This window comes from Ornithinimicrobium tianjinense, assembly GCF_014636495.1.
Lineage (GTDB): Bacteria > Actinomycetota > Actinomycetes > Actinomycetales > Dermatophilaceae > Ornithinicoccus > Ornithinicoccus tianjinensis.
On sequence record NZ_BMEM01000001.1, the window covers coordinates 404,863 to 425,066 of the forward strand.

Annotated in this window: 20 protein-coding genes; 13 read left to right on the forward strand and 7 right to left on the reverse strand. The window is 73.1% G+C overall.

Going from position 1 to position 20,204, the window contains the following annotated elements:
- Nucleotides 1–119 precede the first annotated feature (119 nt).
- The 5 genes from IEV65_RS01965 to IEV65_RS01985 are packed head-to-tail and all read left to right on the forward strand — an operon-like array spanning nucleotide 120 to nucleotide 4,200.
- Entirely contained in the window at nucleotides 120–1,088 is a 969-nt protein-coding gene (locus IEV65_RS01965; protein WP_229734795.1) for a LysR family transcriptional regulator, read from the forward strand.
- Entirely contained in the window at nucleotides 1,085–2,197 is a 1,113-nt protein-coding gene (locus IEV65_RS01970; protein WP_308642545.1) for a mandelate racemase/muconate lactonizing enzyme family protein, read from the forward strand. Before IEV65_RS01965 ends, IEV65_RS01970 begins: the two co-directional genes overlap by 4 nt.
- A gap of 55 nt (nucleotides 2,198–2,252) precedes the next feature.
- A complete protein-coding gene (gene catA / locus IEV65_RS01975; protein ID WP_188427923.1) occupies nucleotides 2,253–3,128 on the forward strand; it encodes a catechol 1,2-dioxygenase in 876 nt (291 codons plus the stop codon).
- A gap of 30 nt (nucleotides 3,129–3,158) precedes the next feature.
- Entirely contained in the window at nucleotides 3,159–3,446 is a 288-nt protein-coding gene (locus tag IEV65_RS01980) for a muconolactone Delta-isomerase (RefSeq protein ID WP_188427924.1), read from the forward strand.
- A gap of 46 nt (nucleotides 3,447–3,492) precedes the next feature.
- Nucleotides 3,493–4,200, forward strand: coding sequence for a phosphatase PAP2-related protein (locus IEV65_RS01985; RefSeq protein WP_188427925.1), 708 nt, complete (start codon nucleotides 3,493–3,495; stop codon nucleotides 4,198–4,200).
- Here IEV65_RS01985 and IEV65_RS01990 read toward each other — a convergent pair.
- Nucleotides 4,110–4,757: a hypothetical protein gene (locus tag IEV65_RS01990; RefSeq protein WP_188427926.1), complete on the reverse strand. Its 648-nt coding sequence runs from the start codon at nucleotides 4,755–4,757 to the stop codon at nucleotides 4,110–4,112. The two genes, IEV65_RS01985 and IEV65_RS01990, sit on opposite strands and share 91 nt — an antisense overlap.
- Nucleotides 4,758–4,875: 118 nt before the next feature.
- On the opposite strand from IEV65_RS01990, the gene IEV65_RS01995 reads away from it, so the two are divergent.
- Complete coding sequence (locus IEV65_RS01995; RefSeq protein WP_188427927.1) at nucleotides 4,876–6,579, forward strand: ABC-F family ATP-binding cassette domain-containing protein; 1,704 nt, start codon at nucleotides 4,876–4,878, stop codon at nucleotides 6,577–6,579.
- 287 nt (nucleotides 6,580–6,866) lie between these two features.
- Here the strand turns inward: IEV65_RS01995 and IEV65_RS02000 are convergent, their stop codons facing one another.
- The 3 genes from IEV65_RS02000 to IEV65_RS02010 all read right to left on the reverse strand — a co-directional run bounded on the left by IEV65_RS02000 (nucleotide 6,867) and on the right by IEV65_RS02010 (nucleotide 10,569).
- A complete protein-coding gene (locus tag IEV65_RS02000; protein ID WP_188427928.1) occupies nucleotides 6,867–7,373 on the reverse strand; it encodes a hemerythrin domain-containing protein in 507 nt (168 codons plus the stop codon).
- Nucleotides 7,374–7,774: 401 nt separating this feature from the next.
- On the reverse strand, nucleotides 7,775–8,914 hold the full coding sequence (locus tag IEV65_RS02005; protein ID WP_188427929.1) for an amidohydrolase: 1,140 nt from the start codon (nucleotides 8,912–8,914) through the stop codon (nucleotides 7,775–7,777).
- A 65-nt stretch (nucleotides 8,915–8,979) separates the two neighbouring features.
- Nucleotides 8,980–10,569 (reverse strand): PucR family transcriptional regulator, encoded by a 1,590-nt coding sequence (locus tag IEV65_RS02010; protein WP_188427930.1) that lies wholly within the window; start codon nucleotides 10,567–10,569, stop codon nucleotides 8,980–8,982.
- 71 nt (nucleotides 10,570–10,640) lie between these two features.
- Here IEV65_RS02010 and IEV65_RS02015 point away from each other — a divergent pair, with 71 nt between their 5' ends.
- The 5 genes from IEV65_RS02015 to IEV65_RS02035 are packed head-to-tail and all read left to right on the forward strand — an operon-like array spanning nucleotide 10,641 to nucleotide 15,288.
- Complete coding sequence (locus tag IEV65_RS02015; protein ID WP_188427931.1) at nucleotides 10,641–11,519, forward strand: GNAT family N-acetyltransferase; 879 nt, start codon at nucleotides 10,641–10,643, stop codon at nucleotides 11,517–11,519.
- Nucleotides 11,516–12,631, forward strand: coding sequence for an o-succinylbenzoate synthase (gene menC, locus IEV65_RS02020; protein WP_188427932.1), 1,116 nt, complete (start codon nucleotides 11,516–11,518; stop codon nucleotides 12,629–12,631). The genes IEV65_RS02015 and menC overlap by 4 nt, the downstream gene beginning before the upstream one ends.
- A 47-nt stretch (nucleotides 12,632–12,678) precedes the next feature.
- A complete protein-coding gene (locus IEV65_RS02025) occupies nucleotides 12,679–13,581 on the forward strand; it encodes an ABC transporter substrate-binding protein (RefSeq protein ID WP_188427933.1) in 903 nt (300 codons plus the stop codon).
- A 1-nt stretch (nucleotide 13,582) separates the two neighbouring features.
- On the forward strand, nucleotides 13,583–14,497 hold the full coding sequence (locus IEV65_RS02030) for an amino acid ABC transporter permease (RefSeq protein WP_188427934.1): 915 nt from the start codon (nucleotides 13,583–13,585) through the stop codon (nucleotides 14,495–14,497).
- Entirely contained in the window at nucleotides 14,494–15,288 is a 795-nt protein-coding gene (locus IEV65_RS02035; protein ID WP_425571182.1) for an amino acid ABC transporter ATP-binding protein, read from the forward strand. The genes IEV65_RS02030 and IEV65_RS02035 overlap by 4 nt, the downstream gene beginning before the upstream one ends.
- A gap of 28 nt (nucleotides 15,289–15,316) precedes the next feature.
- On the opposite strand, the gene IEV65_RS02040 is transcribed toward IEV65_RS02035, so the two are convergent.
- Nucleotides 15,317–16,120: a methyltransferase domain-containing protein gene (locus IEV65_RS02040; RefSeq protein ID WP_188427935.1), complete on the reverse strand. Its 804-nt coding sequence runs from the start codon at nucleotides 16,118–16,120 to the stop codon at nucleotides 15,317–15,319.
- A gap of 102 nt (nucleotides 16,121–16,222) precedes the next feature.
- Here IEV65_RS02040 and IEV65_RS02045 point away from each other — a divergent pair, with 102 nt between their 5' ends.
- The gene (locus IEV65_RS02045) at nucleotides 16,223–16,426 is read left to right on the forward strand and encodes a cold-shock protein (RefSeq protein WP_188427936.1); all 204 of its coding nucleotides are present in this window, start codon (nucleotides 16,223–16,225) and stop codon (nucleotides 16,424–16,426) included.
- A 72-nt stretch (nucleotides 16,427–16,498) separates the two neighbouring features.
- On the opposite strand, the gene IEV65_RS02050 is transcribed toward IEV65_RS02045, so the two are convergent.
- The gene (locus IEV65_RS02050; RefSeq protein WP_188427937.1) at nucleotides 16,499–17,629 is read right to left on the reverse strand and encodes an aminotransferase class V-fold PLP-dependent enzyme; all 1,131 of its coding nucleotides are present in this window, start codon (nucleotides 17,627–17,629) and stop codon (nucleotides 16,499–16,501) included.
- A gap of 33 nt (nucleotides 17,630–17,662) precedes the next feature.
- Nucleotides 17,663–18,613 (reverse strand): Lsr2 family DNA-binding protein, encoded by a 951-nt coding sequence (locus IEV65_RS02055; RefSeq protein ID WP_188427938.1) that lies wholly within the window; start codon nucleotides 18,611–18,613, stop codon nucleotides 17,663–17,665.
- 105 nt (nucleotides 18,614–18,718) lie between these two features.
- Between IEV65_RS02055 and IEV65_RS02060 the strand changes: the two genes are divergently transcribed.
- A complete protein-coding gene (locus IEV65_RS02060) occupies nucleotides 18,719–20,170 on the forward strand; it encodes a multicopper oxidase family protein (RefSeq protein WP_188427939.1) in 1,452 nt (483 codons plus the stop codon).
- Nucleotides 20,171–20,204 lie beyond the last annotated feature (34 nt).

The following is a 20,204-nucleotide window of genomic DNA, read 5'->3' on the forward strand; positions in this document are numbered from 1 at the left end:
TGCACTCATGCCCTAGAAGAATCAATCGTCCTCAACTTGTTCTTGCGCAGCCCTGCGATTGATGTCTACCGTCGATCAGACACGGCGGACTACGACGGTCCCGAGGACGGAGCGCGGCGATGAGCATCGAGACACGGCACCTGCGGTGCTTCCTCGCGGTCGCCGACACCCTCCACTTCGGGCGGGCCGCCGAGCAGCTCCACCTTGCCCAGCCGGCCGTCTCCCGCACGGTCCGCCAGCTCGAGCGCGAGGTGGGCACCGAGCTGCTCACGCGTTCCACGCGCAGCGTCGCGCTCACCGCCGCCGGCGAGGAGTACGCCGCCCGCGCCCGCGCCGTCCTGGACCAGGTCGGTCTCGCCGGCGAGGCCGCGCGCAACATCGCCGAGGGCCGCTCCGGCGTGCTCCGGCTCGGGGTGACCGGCGCCGCCACCTACGGCTACCTGCCCGACCTCGCGCGGGTCGCGGCCGCCGCGATCCCCGACGTCCGGCTGCACGTCGAGACCGAGATGCTCACGCCCCAGCAGGAGCAGGCCCTGGTCGAGGACCGTCTCGACCTCGGGGTGCTGCGCTCGCCGGTGGGCTCCCCGGACGTCGACCACGTGGTCCTGCGCCCCGAGCGCCTCGTGGTGGCGCTGCCGGAGAGCCACCCGCTGGCCGCCGGCGGCCCGGACACCGTGGTCGACGTCGCCGACCTCGCCGACGAGGACTTCGTGACGTATGCCGACCGCAGCGGCTCGGTCGTCCTGCGCGCCGTGCTCGCGGCGTGCGCCGAGGCCGGCTTCGTCCCGCGTCGCCCGCACCAGGTCACGGCCACCGCCACCGCGGTGGCCCTCGTCGCCGCCGGCCGCGGGGTGTCGCTGCTGCCGGAGACCGCGAGCGCGCTGACCCTCTCGGGCGTCACCTTCCGCCCGACCACGACCGGGCAGCAGCTCGACCTCGCCCTGGCCTGGCCCGCCGGCCGCCGCCGCCCGGTGGTCACCCGGCTGCTCGAGGCCCTGCACGAGGCCGGGCTGGCGCCGCGCGTGCCGCAGGACCGACCGGGCCCACGGCATACCCCGACCACGACACCGCAGGAGGCGTCCGCGTGAGCGACCTGACCATCGAGCAGGTGGAGGTGGTCCCGTTCGCCATCCCCTACCGCAAGCCGCTGCACTTCGCGTCGGGGGAGGTGCGCACCGCCGACCACGTGCTGGTGCGCGTGCGCACCGCCGGTGGGCTCGTGGGGCACGCGGAGGCGCCGCCGCGTCCGTACACCTACGGCGAGACGCAGGCCTCGATCGTCGCCGTCGTCGAGCAGCTCTTCGCCCCGGCGCTCGTCGGCACCGGCGCCCTCGACCGCGAGGAGCACCGCGCGCGGCTGTCGCGCACGGTCGGCAACCCGACCGCGAAGGCCGCCCTCGACATGGCCGTCTGGGACGTCATCGGCCAGGCCCTCGACCAGCCCGTGCACCGTCTCCTCGGAGGGTATGCCGCGTCCATGCGCGTCTCGCACATGCTCGGCTTCGACCGGCCCGAGGTCATGGTCGCCGAGGCGCAGCGCATGATCGAGGAGCACGGCGTCCGGACCTTCAAGGTCAAGGTGGGTCAGCAGCCCTACACCCTCGACGTGGCCGTGGTCCGCGCCCTGCGCGAGGCGTTCGGCGACACGGTCGAGCTCTACGTCGACGGCAACCGCGGGTGGACCGCCAGCGACTCCGCGAGGGCGCTGGCCGAGATGGCCGACCTGGGCCTCACCCTCGCCGAGGAGCTCAACCCCGCCGACGACGTGCTCGGCCGCCGCTGGCTGGTCGAGCGCTGCCCGGTGCCGTTCGTCGCCGACGAGAGCGCGACGACCCCGGCCGAGGTGACCCGCGAGATCCTCGGCCGCTCGGCGACCGCGATCTCCATCAAGACCGCCCGCACCGGCTTCTCCGAGAGCCAGCGCGTCCTCCACCTGGCCGAGGGCCTCGGCGTGGAGGTCGTGATGGGCAACCAGATCGACGGCCAGGTCGGCACCCTGTGCAGCGTGGTCTTCGGGGCCGCCCACCGCGCGACCAGCCGGCGCGCGGGGGAGCTGTCCAACTTCCTCGACATGAGCGACGACCTGCTGGCCGAGCCGCTCACCATCAGCGACGGCGAGCTGGCGGTCCCCGCCGGTCCGGGTCTGGGCCTGCGCCTGGACGAGGACAAGCTCGCCCGTTACCGCCAGGACGCCTGAGGCGACCTGCACGTCATACCCCACGAGAAACCATCCACCTGCGAAGGAGCAGATCATGACCGAGACCCGCACCGAGTTCGACGCCAAGGCCGCAGAGTCCGGGGCCGGCGCCACCGCCGCGTTCCGCAACAAGCAGAAGGGCGCCCTCGAGGTCCCCGCCGAGCGCGTCAGCGCGATGGCCCGGGACGCCCTGGAGGCGATCCACGAGGTCATCCGCAAGCACCAGATGACCTACGAGGAGTACGACGCGCTCAAGGCATGGCTCATCTCCATCGGCGAGGACGGCGAGTGGCCGCTGTTCCTCGACGTGTGGGTCGAGCACGTCGTGGAGGACGTCAACACCTCCCACCGCTCCGGGTCCAAGGGCTCGATCGAGGGCCCGTACTACGTCCCGAACTCCCCGGAGCTGCCGCCTGACGGCGCCATCCCGATGCGCGAGGACGAGCCGGGGACCCCCCTGACCTGGAACGGCCAGGTCACCTCGACCGACGGCACCCCGCTCGCCGGCGCCACGGTCGAGCTGTGGCACGCCGACAGCAACGGCTTCTACAGCCAGTACGCCCCCGGCCTCCCGGAGTGGAACCTCCGCGGCACCTTCGTCACCGACGAGCAGGGCCGCTTCTCCATCCGGACCGTGCAGCCCGCGCCCTACCAGATCCCCACCGATGGCGCCTGCGGCAAGCTCATCGCGGCCGCCGGCTGGCACGCCTGGCGCCCGGCGCACCTGCACGTCAAGGTCTCGGCGCCCGGCCACGAGCTGCTCACCGCGCAGCTCTACTTCCCCGGCGACGAGCACAACGACGACGACATCGCCTCGGCGGTCAAGCCCGAGCTGATCCTCGACCCGCAGGCGGACGGCCGGGGCGGCGCGACGGTCGACTACGGCTTCGTCCTGGACCCCGTGTCGGCGGACGCCCCCACCACGCGCTGACCGACCTTCGACGGAGCGCGAGGAGCACGAATGCTGTTCATGGTCAGGATGCAGGTCAGCCTCCCCGCGGACCTCGACCCGGTCCGGCGGGAGGAGCTGGTCGCCGCCGAGCGGGACTACTCCCAGGGGCTGCAGCGCGCCGGCAAGATCGCGGCGATCTGGCGGGTGTCCGGGCAGTTCGCCAACTACTGCCTCTTCGACGTCGACTCCCACGAGGAGCTGCACGAGTGCGTGTCGGGGCTGCCGATGTTCGCCTTCATCAGCACGCAGGTGGAGGCGCTGAGCCGCCACCCCAACGCGGTCGACCGCGACTCCTGAGCCGACCGTCCGGCGTCCCGCGCCACCGCGGGTGGACGATGGGGCCATGGTGTCCGTGCCGCCCGTGGTGGTGCAGCCGTCGCTCGCCCGGGCGTGGGGCCTCGTCCTCGCGCTCGGGCTGGTCGCGCTCGCGGCCACCCTGGCCGCCAACGAGCTGATCAGCACCCGGTTCGCCGACGCGCCCCGCCCGGAGGACCTGCTCTTCCAGGTGCTGCCCTACGTCCGACCGGCGCGCTGGCTCACCCTGGTCGCGCTGGTGGGCGGCCTCGGGGTGCTCCTGGTGGACCTGGGGCGCCGCGTGGGGCTGGCCGTGGGCCTGCCCCACGCGGCGGGCGCCTTCGCGCTGATGTACCTCCTGCGCGCCGGGATCATGGTGCTGACGCCCCTGGCCCCCTCCCAGGGGGAGGGCCCGTTCATCTTCACCACGCAGCAGTTCGGCATGTTCCCGTCGGGCCACGTCGGCGCGATGACGCTCCTGGTCCTGCTCGCCGGCGGCGCGCCGGCCTGGGTGCGCCGCGCCCAGTGGGTCATGCTCGCGACGATGGTTGCGGTGCTGCTGCTCGCGCGCGGGCACTACTCCATCGACGTCGTCGGCGGTCTCCTGCTGGGGTATGCCGTGTGGACCGCCTGGCGCACCTGGCCGGTGCTCGCCCCGCTGGCCCGTCAGTTGGCGACACCTCCGCACAGCACCGGCAGCGTCGCCTCGAGCGGGGCGTCCGGGGTCAGCTCCGAGGGCCCGGCCTCGAAGTCGTAGACCCCGTTGCCGTTGAGGTCGATGCCGTGCACGACGACCTGCGCCCGACCCGCGTTGGCCAACGCGAGGTCGTTGCGGAACGTCCGCGAGTAGCTGAGGTAGCCGCTGGCGTCCGCCGTCGCGAAGTGGTGCAGGTCCAGCGCGTGGGCCGCCGTCGTGTCACCCGAGGTGGTGAGTGAAGCCAGGATGCCGCCGTAGAAGGGGACCCCGTCGAGCACGTCGACGAGCCCGTCGCCGCCGTCGGCGTCCGACCCGGGGCAGCCCAGGTCCGGCGCCTCCGTGAAGCCGTGCAGGTGCATGGCGTGGGGCACCCCGGGAGCCACGCCCCAGGCCTCCACCTGCACCTGGACCTTGTGGTTGGGCAGGGCGGTGATGCGTGTGGTGCCCCACGCCTGGCTGCCGGGGACGGTCGACGCCTGCACCGGGTTGAGCGTGTAGGTGTAGCTCTCGACCTTGCTGGAGGGGTTGGCGTCGTGCTGGGCGCTGGCGCTCCCGGCCGCGCCCAGCGTCGCGAGGGCGGCGAGGGCGGCGGTGCTGGCGATGATGCGGGTCCTCATGATCACTCCTTCGTGCGCGGACGGCGGGATGTCGTCCGGGTGCAGGGGGTTCGAAGCCGCCGTCCGCACGGATTGGCCGGAGCGTTGCCCGTCCGGCTGCGGTGGGAGACTGTCCGCCGTGAGCGCGACGATCCAGGCCCGTGGTGTGGCGGTCGGCCACGGCGCGACCCACCTGTTCAGCGGCCTCGACCTGGTCGTCGCCCCCGGCGACGTCGTCGGGCTGGTCGGACCCAACGGTGCCGGCAAGTCCACGCTGCTGCACGTGCTCGCCGGCCGCCGCGCGCCCGAGGCGGGCGAGGTGCTCCTCTCCCCGAGGGCGGCGCACCTGGGGCTGCTCACCCAGGAGCCGGACGCGGTCGCGGGGGAGACCATCCGCGAGGCCCTCGGGCGCCGCACCGGCGTCACCCAGGCGCTCGCGGAGATGGACGCGGCGGCACATCTCCTCGCGGAGCGGCCCGACGACGAGGCGAGCGGAACGGCATACTCCAACGCCCTGGAGAGCTGGCTCGCCCTCGGCGGTGCGGACCTGGACGAGCGGGCCGAGGAGGTCGCCGGGCGGCTCGGGCTGGCCGTCGACCTCGACCGCGAGGTGGCCACGCTCTCCGGCGGGCAGGCCGCGCGGGTGGGGCTGGCGGGGCTGCTGCTGTCGCGCTACGACGGCTACCTGCTCGACGAGCCGACCAACGACCTCGACGTCGCGGGGCTGGACCTGCTCGAGGACTTCGTGCTCGGCCTCGACGCGCCGGTCGTCATGGTCAGCCACGACCGGGCGTTCCTGTCCGCCACCGTGACGACGGTCGTCGAGATCGACCGGAGCCTGCAGCGCGTGGTCACCTACGGCGGCGGGTATGACGCCTACCTCGAGGAGCGCTCGATCACCCGGCGCCACGCGCGCGAGGCGTTTGAGGAGTATGCCGAGCGCCGGCGCGCCCTCGACGCGCGCGCCCGGATGCAGCGCGCGTGGATGGACAAGGGGGTGCGTGCCGCCAACAGCAAGCTGGCCCGGCGCAAGGAGAGCGACAAGAACGTCCGCTTCCACCAGCAGGCGACGTCGGAGAAGCAGGCGGCCAAGGCGCGGCAGACGGAGCGCATGATCGAGCGGCTCGAGGTGGTGGAGGAGCCGCGCAAGGAGTGGCAGCTGCAGTTCTCCATCGCGCGGGCGCCGCGGTCGGGCGACGTGGTGAGCGTGGCGCGGGCGGCGGTCGTCCGGCGGGGCGAGGGCGTCGACGGTGGCGGCGAGCGGTTTGTCCTCGGGCCGGTGGACCTGCAGCTCGACCTCGGCGACCGGGTGGCCATCACCGGGCCCAACGGGGCCGGGAAGTCGACGCTGCTGGCGCTGCTGCTGGGGCGGGTCGTGCCGGATGAGGGCAGCGTGTCGCTCGGCTCGCGGGTGGTCGTCGGGGAGGTCGACCAGGCGCGGGCGCTGCTCGACGTGGCTGAGGTGCCGCTGGCCAGGGTGTTCGCGCTGGAGCTGCCGGAGTGGACGGACGCGGACCGGCGCACCCTGCTCGCCAAGTTCGGGCTGGTCGGCGACCACGTCGGGCGGCCCACGGCGTCGCTGTCCCCGGGGGAGCGGACGCGGGCGGCGCTCGCGCTGCTGCAGGCGCGCGGGGTCAACCTCCTCGTCCTCGACGAGCCGACCAACCACCTCGACCTGCCGGCGATCGAGCAGCTCGAGCAGGCGCTCGAGGCCTTCGACGGGACCCTGCTGCTGGTCACCCACGACCGGCGGATGCTGGAGACCGTGCGCCTCACCCGGCGCTGGGAGGTCGAGGGCGGCCGGGTGGTCGAGGTGCTGCCGGGCTCGGCGGCGCAGGGGTAGCGGCGGCGGGGCAGGGGTAGCAGCCGCGCAGGGGAAGCCGCGGGCTGCTGCGTGCACTCAAACCGGCACTTTTGCCAGCCAGCACAACCCGCACCCCGCGGTTGCGCGGGTGAGATGGCGAACGGCATACAAAGTGCCGGTTTGAGTGCACACCCTCCCGGGCGGTCCCCACCCTGAACGGTCCTCAGGAGGCACCGGCGGTGCCGGTTTGGGTGCACACGCTCCGGGCGACCCGTCTCGGTGGAGCTGCCCGTGACGCGTCTCGGTGGTGCTGCCCGCGACCCGTCTCAGTGGTGGTGCGCCATGGCCTCGACCAGGCCCTCGGGGTCCCGCTCCTCCATCAGCGGCAGGATGATCTCGTTCTCCTTGGCCTGGTGGCTGACGAACGTGGCGTACAGGGCCCGGCCCCACACCGACGCCGGCAGCGGCGCGGCGGAGCTCACCTGGGCGGCCATGCTCCTGATCAGGTCGTGCTCCCGCGACATGGCGTCGATGAGGGCACGCCCCTCGGGCAGCCGCGCGGCAGCGGCATAGATCCCGTTCTCCTCCTCGAGCGCGTGCGGCACGAGGACCTCCTCGATCCAGCGGACGAGCTCCGCGCGCTGCCGGGCGGGTTCGGGGTCGCGGGCCACCGCCTCGGCGAAGGCGGTGCTCAGCTGCTCGAGCTCCGCCACCAGATGAGCGTGGTGGTGCCGCACGTGCTCGGCGACGTCGTGCACGTGAGCCGTGTGGTCGTGACCCGTGTGGTCGTGGGCGGTGTGGTCGTGGGTGGTGTGGTCGTGCGTGGTGGTCATAGTGGCCTCCTCCGGTAGGACCCGGCTGGTCCGGGCTGTCGGTACCACTCAACTCCTGCGCGCCGAAGCGTGCCTTGACCCACGTCAAGCGACAGTCACGGCGGGCGGCACGGGCCACCGCGGGAGTGGCCGGTGTGCGGCTCGCGCGCGGGAGCGGGACTGGGGTAGCTCGTCGGGCGTAGGCGCGCCACGACTGTGGCTGGCCGCCCGCAGCGCGTGCACTCAAACCGGCACTTGTATGTCGGTCGCCACCTCACCCGCGCAACGGCGGGGTGCCGGTGGTGCTGGCTGGGAAAGTGCCGGTTTGAGTGCACGCGGCAACCGGTGAGGTTCGAAGTCAGGGCGGCTCGGCCGGCGCGCGGCAGCCGGTGCGGAGGGAGGTGAAGGCCGGCTCGGCCGGCTCAGCTCAGCCCCTCACCCCTCAACCCCTCGGCGGCCAGGCGCACGGCCCGGGCCAGGATCGCGGCGGCCACCGGCAGCGGCTCGGTGGAGTAGGTCATCGAAGGCACGTGCAGGCCGGGGGCCACGCCGACACCGAGGGCGAGCATGCTCGACCGCAGCCCGGGGCTGGCCTGCGCGTAGTAGTGGAAGTCGTCGGCACCGGTCGTGACGACCTCCTCGGCCAGCGCCTCCTCGCCGGCGACCTCACGGATCGCCTGCGCCAGGGTCGCGGCGGCGGCGGGGTGGACCTCGGCGCCGGGCGTCCCGTCGTGCCAGCTGACCTCCATGGTCACGCCATAGGTCGAGGCGATCCCGCGCACGGCCTCGGTGATCCGCTCCTGGAGCCCGGTCATCACCTCGTTGCGCTGCGCCCGCAGGTCGATGGCGACCTCGGCGGTGCCGGGGATGACGTTGAGGCTGGCGCCACCGGCCCGGATCCGGGTGATCTTGGCCGAGTAGGACTCCGCCGGGTTGAACCTCATCGCCGGCAGGGCCTGGTGCAGCGCGACGAGCGGGTCGATCGCGTTGGCGCCCAGGTGCGGCCGGGCGCCGTGCGCGTCCTCCCCGGCGATGGTCACCAGCCCGGTGAGCGAGGCGCCGCTGTGCAGCGCAGGCCCGAACCGGCCCACCGCCAGCTCCTCCACCGGCCGCACGTGGATCCCGAAGAGGTCGGTGACGCCCTCCAGCGCCCCGCGCTCGATGAGGTCGAGCGCGCCGGTGCCCGTCTCCTCGGCCGGCTGCAGGAGCAGCCGCACGCCGACGCCCTCGGGCAGCTCAGGCCCCTCGGCCAGCAGGCGGGCCGCCCCGAGCACCGCGGCCATGTGGGCGCTGTGGCCGCAGGAGTGCACGGCATACCCGTCGTCGTCGCCCATCCAGATCGCGTCGAGGTCGGCGCGCAGCGCGACCCACCGCGGCCCCGTGCCGAGGTCCGCGACCGCGCCCGTGCGCCCGTCGACCTGGTGGCAGGTGCAACCCAGGTGCTCCAGCTGCTCCACCAGGTATGCCGTGGTGCCGGTCTCCCGCCACGCCGGCTCCGGGTGCGCGTCCAGCCAGGCGTGCCAGTCCAGGACCTGCTGGGCGAGCTCGGGGGTGACGGTCATGGGATCGATCTCCTCGGGACGGGTGCGGTGACGGCCTGGGCACACGAAGGCTTGGCCACACGATGTCAGACCGCGCTGCGGTGCAGCCGCAGGGCCAGCCAGACCAGGAGCAGCTGGTCGGCGTCGGTGCGGTCGAGCCCGTGGACCGACTCCAGACGGCCCAGCCGGTAGCGGACCGTGTTGGCGTGGATGCCGAGACGCTCGGCCACCTGCCGCGTGTCGCCCTGGCACTGCAGCCAGGTCAGCAGCAGCTGGGCGTGCGTGGTGCCCTGCTCCTCGTCGTGGCGCAGGATGGCCGCGGCGGTCTCGGAGAGCTCGGCGGTGACGGGATGCTGGTCGGCGAGGGCGAGGAGCCGCAGCCCGTCGACGAGGGTGTCGGCGCTGCCGACCTCCCCGGGCGCCGCGCCCGTGAGCAGCAGGTCGAGGACGCCGTCGGCCTCCTCGCGCGCCTCGGAGACGCGCCACGCGTCGCGCAGCGGTCGCGAGATCCCGCACACCAGGGAGGTATGCAGTGCCCGTCCCGCGCTGCGGGCCGCGGCCGCGACGGAGGTCCGCATCCGCTCGGGGGTGTCGGCCAGGGCGACGAGGGCGTAGAGACGGCCCGCGACGTCCACGCACCCGGTCGGGCCGAGCCGCGCCTCCAGCTCCACCGTCACGACGTCCAGCAGCCGACCGAGGTCGACCGACGCCGCCGACGAGCGGGGGTGCACCGCCACCACGCAGAGGCGGCCCGGGTCGGTGAGCCCGAGCTGGCGCGCGGCGGTGGGGTCGTCGTGCTCCAGCAGCCGCCGGACCAGGTCGGTGCGCCGCTGCCGGGCGGCGTCCTGGCTGCTCCGGTTGCGCAGCAGGTGCAGGGCGGCGAGCTCGGTCACCGACGCGAGCACCCGGGCGGCGTCGGGGCGCAGGCCGGTGGAGGGCACCACGACCCAGACCGACCCCAGCGGCTCGGTGCCGCTGCGCACGGCCACGGCGATCCGGCCCAGACCGGTGTCCGTGGCGGGGTACTCCAGGACCCCCGCGGCACGGTAGAGGTCGGCGTACTGCTGGTCGTTCTCCGGCAGGTCGGGGACCTGGCGGCCCAGGATCCCCTCGCGCCGCTCCTCGTCGGTCTCCTGCCCGGGGACGGCGGAGTAGGCCAGCACCCGGCGTCCGAGGTCCTCGATCGTCGTCGCCCCGCCCGTGGTCGTCGCGATCACGTGGGCCAGCGAGAAGAGGTCGCCGATCGCGACCGACGACAGCGCCACGTCCGCGCCGGCGCGGGACCCGGAGAGGGCGGTCGTCACCATCCGGTCCAGGTGGAGCCACTCCACGGCGTCGTCGACGACCAGCAGCGCGATCCCTGCCGCGTCCGCCGCGCGGACCGCTGCCTCGACCCCCCGGCCCCGGCGCTTGAGCGCCACCGCGGCATACCCGCCCGCGGCGGCCTCCTCGACGACCGCGTCCAGCCCCGACCCGTCCGGCCCGAGCGCCACGCCGAGCAGGAGCCCACGTGTCGCGGGGGCGACCGGGTGGCCGGGCTCGTGCAGGACGGTCTGGGTCACGGCCAGGTCGCGGCCGGCCGCGTCCGAGGCCAGCGCCAGCGTCGTCGTGCCCAGCGCGTCGACCAGGGTGCCGACACTGGGCATGGACGGCCGGAGCGGAATGTGTCGTGCCACAAACTCATGCTAGGAAATTTGTGCAGCACCATAAGGCGCCGGGTCGGCCCGGTCCCGCAGAGTTTCTCTCCATGACGCCCCCAGAGACGCCGACCCTCGGCTTCAACCTCGTCGGCCGGGTCCGCCGCACGGTGGACTCCGCGGCCGCGCGAGCCGGCGTCGTCCTCCACGAGGTCGAGGAGATGGACGACCTGCGCGAGGTCTCCGACCTGTTCGCCCGGGTCTGGGGCCGCTCCGACGAGGGCGTGCCGATGCACAGCGAGGCGCTGCGCAGCATGGCCCACGCGGGCGGACTGGTCGACGTCGCCCGCGACCGCGTGACCGGCGAGCTGGTCGGGGCCGCCGTGCTCGGGCGCGACGTCCCCGGTGCGGTCTACGGCTACCTCGCCGCCGTGGCCCCCGGCGTCGCCGACCGCGGGATCGGCCGGGCGCTCAAGCAGCACCAGCGGCTCTGGGCCCTCGAGCACGACGTCGCCGTCATGCGGTGGACCTTCGACCCCCTGGTCGGCCGCAACGCGCGGTTCAACATCTCCCGCCTCGGCGCCACCGTCGCGGACTACCTGCCCGCCTTCTACGGCACCATGTCCGACGCGCTCAACGGCACCGACCGCGGCGACCGCCTGGTCGCCGAGTGGGAGCTGCGCTCGCCCCGCGCGCTCGCGGCCGCCGAGGGCACCCTGCCCGAGCCCGCCGCGGACCCGGTGGGGGACGCACCCGCCGGCGCGGACGTGCGGACCGGGCCCGACGGCATACCGGCCCTCGTCACGACACCGGGCCAGCGCTGGCTGCGCGTCCCCGAGGACATCGTCGCGCTGCGACGCACCGACCCCGCCCAGGCCCGCGCCTGGCGCTCCACCACCGCCGACTGGTTCCAGGACGCCTTCGCCGCGGGCCTGGTCGCCCGGGGCGTCAGCCGCACCGGTTGGTACCACCTCACGGAGGACGCATGAAGATCGAGCACCTCGAGATCCGCTGGCTGTCGATCCCGCTGGTCACGCCGTTCCGGACCTCGTTCGGGACCAGCCACGACCGCGACACCTTCGTCGTCCGCCTCGTCACCGACGACGGCACCGAGGGCTGGGCGGAGTGCGGCGCCGAGCCCGACCCGCTCTACAGCTCGGAGTTCCTCCCGGCCGCCGAGATGGTCATCCGCGACCACCTGCTGCCGCGGCTCCTCGCGCTCGGCGACGACCTCTCCGCGACCCGCGTGGCGCACGCCCTCGCCCCGGTCAAGGGTCACCCGATGGCCAAGCACGTCCTGGAGACCGCCCTGCTCGACGCCGAGCTCCGTTCCGCCGGTATGTCGTTCGCGCGCTACCTGGGCGGGGTGAAGGACCGCGTGCCGACCGGTGTGTCCGTCGGCATCTACGACTCCATCCCCGAGCTGCTCGACAAGGTCGGCGGCTACCTCGACCAGGGCTACCTGCGGATCAAGCTCAAGATCGAGCCGGGCTGGGACCTGGAGCCGGTGCGGGTCGTGCGCGAGACCTTCGGCGACGACGTGCTGCTGCAGGTGGACGCCAACACGGCCTACACGCTCGCCGACGCCCGGCACCTGGCCCAGCTGGACCCCTTCGACCTGCTCCTCATGGAGCAGCCGCTGCCCGAGGACGACCTGCGCGGGCACGCCGAGCTGGCCCGGCGCATCAGCACCCCCATCTGCCTGGACGAGTCGATCACCTCGGCGCGCGACGCGGCCACCGCGATCGCGCTGGGCGCCGCCCACGTCATCAACGTCAAGCCCGCCCGCGTCGGCGGCTACCTCGAGGCGCGGCGGATCCACGACGTGGCGCACGCCAACGGCATACCGGTCTGGTGCGGGGGGATGCTCGAGACCGGCATCGGACGCGCGCCGAACCTCGCGCTCGCCTCGCTGCCCGGGTTCGTCCTCCCGGGCGACACCTCCGCCAGCGACCGTTACTACGACACCGACCTCACCGCGCCGTTCGTCATCGAGGACGGGCACCTGTCGGTGCCGACCGGCCCCGGGATCGGGGTCGACGTGCTGCCCGACGTCCTCTCCACGTTCACCACGAGCGTCTCCACCGTGCCGCTCGACTGACCCGCACCACCATCCCTGCCCCAGCCCCGCCCCCTTCAGGAGACACCATGCGCAGCACCCCGTTCCGCCTCGCCACCGTCCTGCTCGCCACGACCGCCCTGCTCTCCGCCTGCGGTGGCTCGGGCGACGGCGACGCCGCGGCCGAGAGCGCCGCCCCGGCCAAGAACACCTCGGCGCCGCTGTTCGCGTCGCTGCCCGCCGACATCCAGGAGGCCGGCACCATCCAGGTCGGCAGCGACCTCGCCTACGCCCCGATGGAGTACCTCGACGAGGACGGGAAGGTCGTCGGCTTCGACGTGGAGCTGGCCGACCTCATCGGCGAGCAGCTGGGTGTGGAGTTCGTCTTCAACAACGCCCAGTTCGACAGCCTCATCACCCAGCTCAAGTCCGACCGCATCGACGTGGCCATCTCCGGCATGAGCGACACGGCCGAGCGGCAGAAGGAGATCGACTTCGTCGACTACTACAACGCCGGCGGCGTGCTGCTCGTGAAGAAGGGCAACCCCTCCGGGCTGCAGTCGGCCGACGACCTGTGCGGCAAGACCGTCGCCGTCCAGCGCGGCACCACCGCGGAGGAGGTCTCCAACGCCCAGAGCACGACCTGCACCGACGCGGGCAAGGAGCCCGTGGAGGTGCTCGCCTTCGACCGCGAGACCGAGGCGATGCTCCAGGTCAAGAACGGCCGCGCCGACTCCGGCATGCAGGACTACCCGGTCGCGGCCTACAACGCGCGCACCTCCGGCGGCGGCAACGACTTCGAGATCGTCGGCGACCAGATCGAGGCCGGCCCGCTCGGGATCGCCGTCTCCAAGGAGGACACCCAGCTGCGCGACGCGATCCAGGAGGCGCTGCAGGCCGTCATGGACTCCGGCGACTACCAGAAGCTGATCGACGCCTACGAGGTCCCGCTGGGCGCGATCGACGAGGCCACCATCAACGGAGGCAGCTGAGGTGTCGACGACCGCGCCGCCCACACCCGCCCCGGCCCCCGGGTCGGCGCCCGTGGCGATCCCCGTCCGGCACTACGGGCGCTGGGTCGGCGCGGTCGTCGTCATCGCCCTCCTGGGCGCCCTGGTCTGGGCCTTCTCGCAGGGCAACATCGACTACCGGTCGACGCTCGACTACGTCACCAACGAGCGCATCGTCCGGGGCATGTGGAACACGCTGCTCATCAGCGTGCTCGCCCAGCTCGTCGGCATCCTCCTCGGCGTCGTCGCCGCGGTGATGCGGACCTCGGCCAACCCGGTGACCTCCGGCGTGGCCTGGCTCTACATCTGGTTCTTCCGCGGGACGCCGGTGCTGGTCCAGCTGCTGGTCTGGTACAACCTCTCGCTGGTCTTCCCGACCGTCGGCATCCCCGGCCTCGCGACGTGGGACACCAACACCCTGATGACGCCGTTCCTGGCCGCGCTGCTGGGGCTGGGCATCAACGAGGGCGCCTACATGGCCGAGATCGTCCGCGCCGGCATCGGCTCGGTCGACCCGGGTCAGACAGAGGCGGCCAAGGCCCTCGGCCTCTCGCCGGGCAGGACCATGCGGCGGATCGTGCTGCCCCAGGCGATGCGGGTCATCATCCCGCCGACCGGCAACGAGTTCATCAACATGCTCAAGACGTCCTCGTTGGCGTATGCCGTGCAGTACTCCGAGCTGCTCCTGTCCGCCGTGGGCATCTACTCGGCCAACCTGCTCGTCATCGAGCTGCTCTTCACGGTCTCGATCTGGTACCTCGTGCTGACCTCGGTGTTCTCCGTGGGGCAGTACTTCCTCGAGCGCCGGTTCTCCCGCGGCTACAGCCACGGCCGCAGCCGCTCCGGTGGCGCGCTCGGCCGCATCCTGACCAACCTGACGCCCGGGAGGACCCGATGACACGTCATACCGAGGCAGCGTCCGCGACCGACCAGCTCATGGTCGAGGCGCGGGGTGTGCGCAAGCACTACGGCCAGCTGGAGGTCCTCAAGGGCATCGACCTGGAGGTCCGCAACGGCGAGGTGCTGTGCCTGGTCGGCCCGTCGGGGTCGGGCAAGTCGACCTTCCTGCGGTGCATCAACCACCTGGAGCGCCTGGACGGCGGCACGCTGCGCGTCAACGGGCACCTGGTCGGCTTCCGCGAGCACGAGGGCAGGCTCTACGAGCTGCGCGAGAAGGAGGTGGCGGCCCAGCGGCTGGACATCGGCATGGTGTTCCAGCGGTTCAACCTCTTCCCGCACATGACCGCGCTCCAGAACGTCATGGAGGCGCCCGTCCAGGTCCACCGCGAGAAGCCCGCCGCCGCGCGGGAGCGGGCGATGTCCCTGCTGGAGCGGGTGGGGCTGGCGGACAAGTCCGGCGCCTACCCCGCGATGCTCTCCGGCGGCCAGCAGCAGCGGGTGGCCATCGCCCGCGCGCTGGCCATGCGCCCGCGGCTGATGCTCTTCGACGAGCCGACCTCGGCGCTGGACCCCGAGCTCGTCGGCGAGGTCCTCGACGTCATGCGCGGGCTCGCGGCGGACGGCATGACGATGGTCGTCGTCACGCACGAGATGGGCTTCGCGCGCGAGGTCGCGGACACGGTCGTGTTCATGGACGGTGGCGTGGTCGTCGAGAGCGGGCCTCCCGCCGACGTCCTCGGCAACCCCCAGCACGCCCGCACCCGCAGCTTCCTCGGCAAGGTGCTCTGAGCCGAGCGGGTATGCCGTGCCGGCGCCGTCACGGTACGCGCGCGAGCACCTCGCCGTGCACCATGACGAACCAGCCGTCCTCGTCGTCGGCCCACTGACGCCAGGCCTGCGCGATGGCCTGGAGGTCCTCCTGCGTGTTCAGCCCGGCGGCGACGGTCGCGGCGGCGTAGGACGACCGGGTCGCCCGCTCGACCCACTGCCCGCCCCACCAGGAGCGTGCCTCCGGCGTCGCGTAGGACCAGGTGGTCGTGGTGGGGACGATGTCCGTGAGCCCGGCGGCCCGGGCCCAGGCGAGGGTATGCCGTCCCCCGTCCGGCTCGCCGCCGGCCAGGCGCGCCGCGGCCCGGTAGGTCTCCAGCCACCGGGTCAGACCGGGGGAGGCGGGGTGCCACGTCATACCCCCGTAGTCGGCGTCGCGGAAGGCGACGAGCCCGCCCGGCCGGACCACGCGCGCGAGCTCGCGGAGCGCCGCGACCGGGTCGGCCAGGTGCTGCATGACCTGGTGGGCGTGCGCGACGTCGAACGACGCGTCCTCGAAGGCGAGCGCGTAGGCGTCGGCCACCTCGAAGACCGTGGTCGTGTCGCCCCGCGCGGCTGCCGCGTCCCGGGCGCTCGCGACCGCCGCCGCGGCGGCGTCGACCCCCACGACCCGACCCTCCGGGCCGACGGCCTCGGCGAGGTCGAGCGTGATCGAGCCCGGCCCGCAGCCAAGGTCCAGGACCCGGTCTCCCGGGTGCAGGTGGGGCAGGAGGTATGCCGCGCTGCTCGCCGCGGTCCGTGCCCCGTGCGAGGCGAGCACGCTCTGATGGTGGCCGTGGATGTAGACGGTCATGAAGTCACGGTAGGATGTGCGGTGGCGGAACGCATCAACGGCGACTCCGGGTCCTCCGGAGTCGCAGGCGTCCGTCAAGACACAGATAGAAGAGGCAAGCCAGTGGCAACAGGCACCGTGAAGTGGTTCAACTCCGAGAAGGGCTTCGGCTTCATCGAGCAGGACGGGGGCGGCGCTGACGTGTTCGTCCACTACTCCGCCATCGAGACCTCGGGTTACCGCGAGCTCCAGGAGGGCCAGAAGGTCCAGTTCGACGTGACCCAGGGCCAGAAGGGCCCGCAGGCCGAGAAGGTTCAGCCGCTCTGAGCTGAGCTCGACCGACTGACCACGACGAGGCCCCGCGCGATCTGCGCGGGGCCTCGTCGCGTCATACCTCGGTCAGCGCCCGAGCGCGCGGTCCAGCCCGGCCGTGAGACGGTCCACGGTGCCCTCGACGTCGCCGAGCTTGTCGAGCCCGAAGAGGCCCAGCCGGAACGTCGACCAGCCCTCGGGCTCGCCGCACATCAGCGGCACCCCGCCCGCCACCTGCAGCCCGGCCGCGGCGAACTTCTGACCGGTGGCCAGCCCGGGGTCGTCCGTGTGGACCACGACGACGGTCGGCGCGGCATACCCCTCGGCGGCCACGGAGACGAACCCGCGCTCGGCCAGCAGCGCGCGGACCTTGCCGCCCAGCTGCGCCTGGGCCTCGCGCAGCTCCGGCAGCCCGCGCCGCTGCGCCTCCCGCATGAGCTCGAGGTTGTGGGCGATCGTGTCCGTCGGCATGGTGGCGTGGTAGGCGTGCCGGCCCGCGGCATACCCGTCGGCGATGGTCAGCCACTTCTTCAGGTCGGCGGCGAAGCTCGTGGAAGTGGTGGCCCCGATCTCGGCGCGCGCCCGCTCGTTGACCATGACGTAGCCGGTGCCCGGCTGGCCGCTCCAGCCCTTCTGCGGCGCCGTGACGAGCACGTCGACCCCGAGGTCGCGCATGTCGACCCACACCGCGCCGGAGGCGATGCAGTCCAGGACGAACAGGCCGCCGACCTCGCGGGTGGCGGCCGCGACCTCCCGCACGTAGTCGTCGGGCAGGAGGATGCCGGAGGCCGTCTCGACGTGGGCGGCGAGGACGAGGGCCGGTCGCTGCTCGCGGATCGCGGCCACGACCTCCTCGACGGGGGCTGGTGCCCAGGGGGAGGGGTGCTCGCCGGTCGGGCGCGCGGTCAGCACGGTGACGTCGTCGGTGATCGCGCCGGTCTCGAAGATCTGGGACCAGCGGTAGGAGAAGAAGCCGTTGCGCACGACGAGGCAGCGCCGTCCCGTGGCCAGCTGCCGAGCGACGGCCTCCATCGCGAAGGTGCCACCGCCCGGGACCACCGCGGCGCCGTCGGCGCCGTAGGTCGAGGTCAGCACCTCCAGCAGCTCCTGCATCACGCCGACGAACCTGGCCGACATGTGGTTGAGGGCGAGGTCGGTGAAGACGACGGAGTACTCGAGCAGGCCGTCCGGGTCGATGTCAGGGCGGGGCAGGGTCATGGCCTCACCGTAGCGGGGACGGGTGACGCCGCGTCAGCCGCTCCGGCGCTCGAACGCCTGGAGCACGGCGGTGGGGATCCTCCCGCGGGAGGAGACGGCATACCCGTGCTCTGCGGCCCAGGCCCGGATCTCGGCGGGCGAGGGAGGGCTCGCGGCCGGCAGCGGGTCCGTCTCGGCCACGTGACCGGACTCCGCGGCGTGCCTCAGCGCGGCCCCGAGGAAGCGGTAGGTCCACTCCTGCGCCAGCGCCCGCGTCTCGCAGAAGACGATGGGGACGGACGGGAACCGGGCGTGGCACTCGCCGAGGGCGTCGGCGACGACCGAGGGGCGGACCCGGTCGAGCTTGAACACGGCGGAGTAGCGGTCCTCGACGACGACCGCGGCGGCGGGCAGGGAGGCCAGGTCCGCGAGGGCATACCTCATCCTGCCGCTGGTCAGGGTGCTGACCAGATCCGGCAGCGACTTGCGTTCGACGGCCGCCCAGAGCTCCTCGCCGACGAGCACGCCGTAGTCGCCCGCGCGGAGGGCTCGCCGGGTGGTGGTCGCCTGCTGGTGCTCGAAGGTCCACGCGTAGCGCTCGTGGCTGTCGACGACGATCTGCAGCCCGGCGAGCCCGGACGCCCGTGCGGTGGGCAGGGCCACTGCTGGGCGGGCCTGCTTGGCGGTGCGCGCGGTCTGCCAGAAGATGGCCTCGCGACCGCCGCGGATGCGGGTGAGGACGAACTGCGAGCGGTTCTCCCGCCCGCGGTCCAGCACGAGGTCGATCGAGGCGCCCCGCCGGACGCACGAGCGGGTCGGCACGCGCTCGACGATGTCCGGCTCCCGCGGCCAGCCCACCGCACGGTGGCAGTAGACCTTGCCCGTGCGTGGCCAGGTGTCGCGGGCCTTCAGCACGATCCCCTCGCTGCCCAGCGGGATCCGCAGGAGGTAGGGCAGGGTCGTCCCCTCCTCCGGGTTGCGGGCGATGAGGAAGTCGTCGGGCACCTGCTCAGGGTAGAGGCGCTTCCCTGCCGACGTGATGATTGCTACGCTGTGTAGTAGATGAGCGACACGGATGTCGCGCACGTCATTCCTGGGCAGGGAGCAGTCATGGGTGGATATCGCATCAGTCGGCGGTCGGTGCTCGCGGCAGGCCTGGCAGGGGGTGCGCTCGTCTCCGTCGGGGGAGCGCCTGCCCTCGCGGGCAAGCCGGGAGGAGGAGGGGGCGGGGCGGCGGCGGGCCACCCGTTGCCCGTCCCGGCACCGGTCGCCGCGGACGGGCTCACGCTCACCGCGAGACGGACGGCCGTGGACCTGGGCGGCGGACGGACGGGCTCGGCCCTGACGTACAACGCCGGGTGCCCGGGCCCCACGATCGAGGTCCAGTCCGGCAGCACCCCAACCATCACGGTGACCAACGGCCTGGACGAGCCCACCACGGTGCACTGGCACGGGCTCGTGGTGCCGACGGACGTGGACGGCCAGCCGCACGAGGCCTTCCCGGCGGGGACGCGTCGCGCCTACACGTTGCCGGTGCAGCAGCGCGCGAGCCTGAACTTCTACCACCCGCACCCGCACCTCCGCACGGCCGCACAGGTGGCGCTGGGTCTGCAGGGGGCGCTCATCGTCCGGGACGCCGAGGAGGCGGCGCTGGGGCTGCCGGCGGGCAGGTTCGAGGTGCCGCTCGTCATCCGCGACGCCAACATCGACAAGCAGGGAACGCTGACCTACAACGGCCGCGCGTCGGGCTTCCTGGGAGGCGTGCCCCTCGTCAACGGTGTGCTCAACCCGTACCTGAGGGTGGACCGGGCCCACTACCGGTTCCGGGTCGTCAACGCCGCCAACTCGCGGGTCTTCCGGCTGGCGTTCTCCGACGGCCGGCCGATGACGTTGGTCGGGACCGACGGGGGACTCCTCGAGCACGCCGTCGACCTGAGCGAGATCACCCTCGGCAACGCCGAGCGGCTCGATCTGGTGCTCGACCTGCGCGGGCTCACCGCGCCCGTCCAGCTCGTCGACCGGGACTCCGGGTGGACGCTGCTCGACCTGCGCCCCACCCAGGCGGACGTCTCGCAGACCGCCCCCGTCCTCGGCCGGCAGCTGTCGGTCGTCGAGCGCCTGGTCGGCCCGGCGCAGCCGAGCCGGACCTTCAGCTTCGACGGCATGACCGCCATCAACGGCGTGCGCTACCAGATGGGCGCGACGAGCTTCCAGGTGCAGCGCGGCCAGGTCGAGCGCTGGCGGTTCGTCGCCAACGGCAACCCGCCGCACCCCGTCCACATCCACGGCGCCAGCTTCCAGCTGGTCGGCCGGACGGGCGGCCGTGGTCAGCTCTTCCCCTGGGAGGGCGGCTGGAAGGACACCTTCCTCCTCCTCGACAAGGAGTCCGTCGACATCCTCATCAGGTTTGACCTGGTCGGGCGCTACCTCATCCACTGTCACAAGCTGGAGCACGAGGATGCCGGCATGATGCTGGACTTCGAGGTGGTCGAGGGTGGGAGCAGCCCGATGGTCGCGGGCACGGCCGACGGAGCCCACGGCGACCACGGCGACCACGGCTGACCGGTCGGTCGCCCGAGCGCGCGGCGCCGGGGTC

What these genes read in the sequence shown, in the direction of transcription:
- IEV65_RS01980 (WP_188427924.1), top strand. Translation starts at nt 3,159, where the DNA reads ATGCTGTTCATGGTCAGGATGCAGGTCAGCCTCCCCGCGGACCTCGAC.
- menC (WP_188427932.1), top strand. Translation starts at nt 11,516, where the DNA reads ATGAAGATCGAGCACCTCGAGATCCGCTGGCTGTCGATCCCGCTGGTC.
- IEV65_RS01985 (WP_188427925.1), top strand. Translation starts at nt 3,493, where the DNA reads ATGGTGTCCGTGCCGCCCGTGGTGGTGCAGCCGTCGCTCGCCCGGGCG.
- IEV65_RS01965 (WP_229734795.1), top strand. Translation starts at nt 120, where the DNA reads ATGAGCATCGAGACACGGCACCTGCGGTGCTTCCTCGCGGTCGCCGAC.
- IEV65_RS02060 (WP_188427939.1), top strand. Translation starts at nt 18,719, where the DNA reads ATGGGTGGATATCGCATCAGTCGGCGGTCGGTGCTCGCGGCAGGCCTG.
- IEV65_RS02000 (WP_188427928.1), bottom strand. Translation starts at nt 7,373, where the DNA reads ATGACCACCACGCACGACCACACCACCCACGACCACACCGCCCACGAC.
- IEV65_RS02005 (WP_188427929.1), bottom strand. Translation starts at nt 8,914, where the DNA reads ATGACCGTCACCCCCGAGCTCGCCCAGCAGGTCCTGGACTGGCACGCC.
- IEV65_RS01990 (WP_188427926.1), bottom strand. Translation starts at nt 4,757, where the DNA reads ATGAGGACCCGCATCATCGCCAGCACCGCCGCCCTCGCCGCCCTCGCG.
- IEV65_RS02040 (WP_188427935.1), bottom strand. Translation starts at nt 16,120, where the DNA reads ATGACCGTCTACATCCACGGCCACCATCAGAGCGTGCTCGCCTCGCAC.
- catA (WP_188427923.1), top strand. Translation starts at nt 2,253, where the DNA reads ATGACCGAGACCCGCACCGAGTTCGACGCCAAGGCCGCAGAGTCCGGG.
- IEV65_RS02035 (WP_425571182.1), top strand. Translation starts at nt 14,494, where the DNA reads ATGACACGTCATACCGAGGCAGCGTCCGCGACCGACCAGCTCATGGTC.
- IEV65_RS02015 (WP_188427931.1), top strand. Translation starts at nt 10,641, where the DNA reads ATGACGCCCCCAGAGACGCCGACCCTCGGCTTCAACCTCGTCGGCCGG.
- IEV65_RS02025 (WP_188427933.1), top strand. Translation starts at nt 12,679, where the DNA reads ATGCGCAGCACCCCGTTCCGCCTCGCCACCGTCCTGCTCGCCACGACC.
- IEV65_RS02050 (WP_188427937.1), bottom strand. Translation starts at nt 17,629, where the DNA reads ATGACCCTGCCCCGCCCTGACATCGACCCGGACGGCCTGCTCGAGTAC.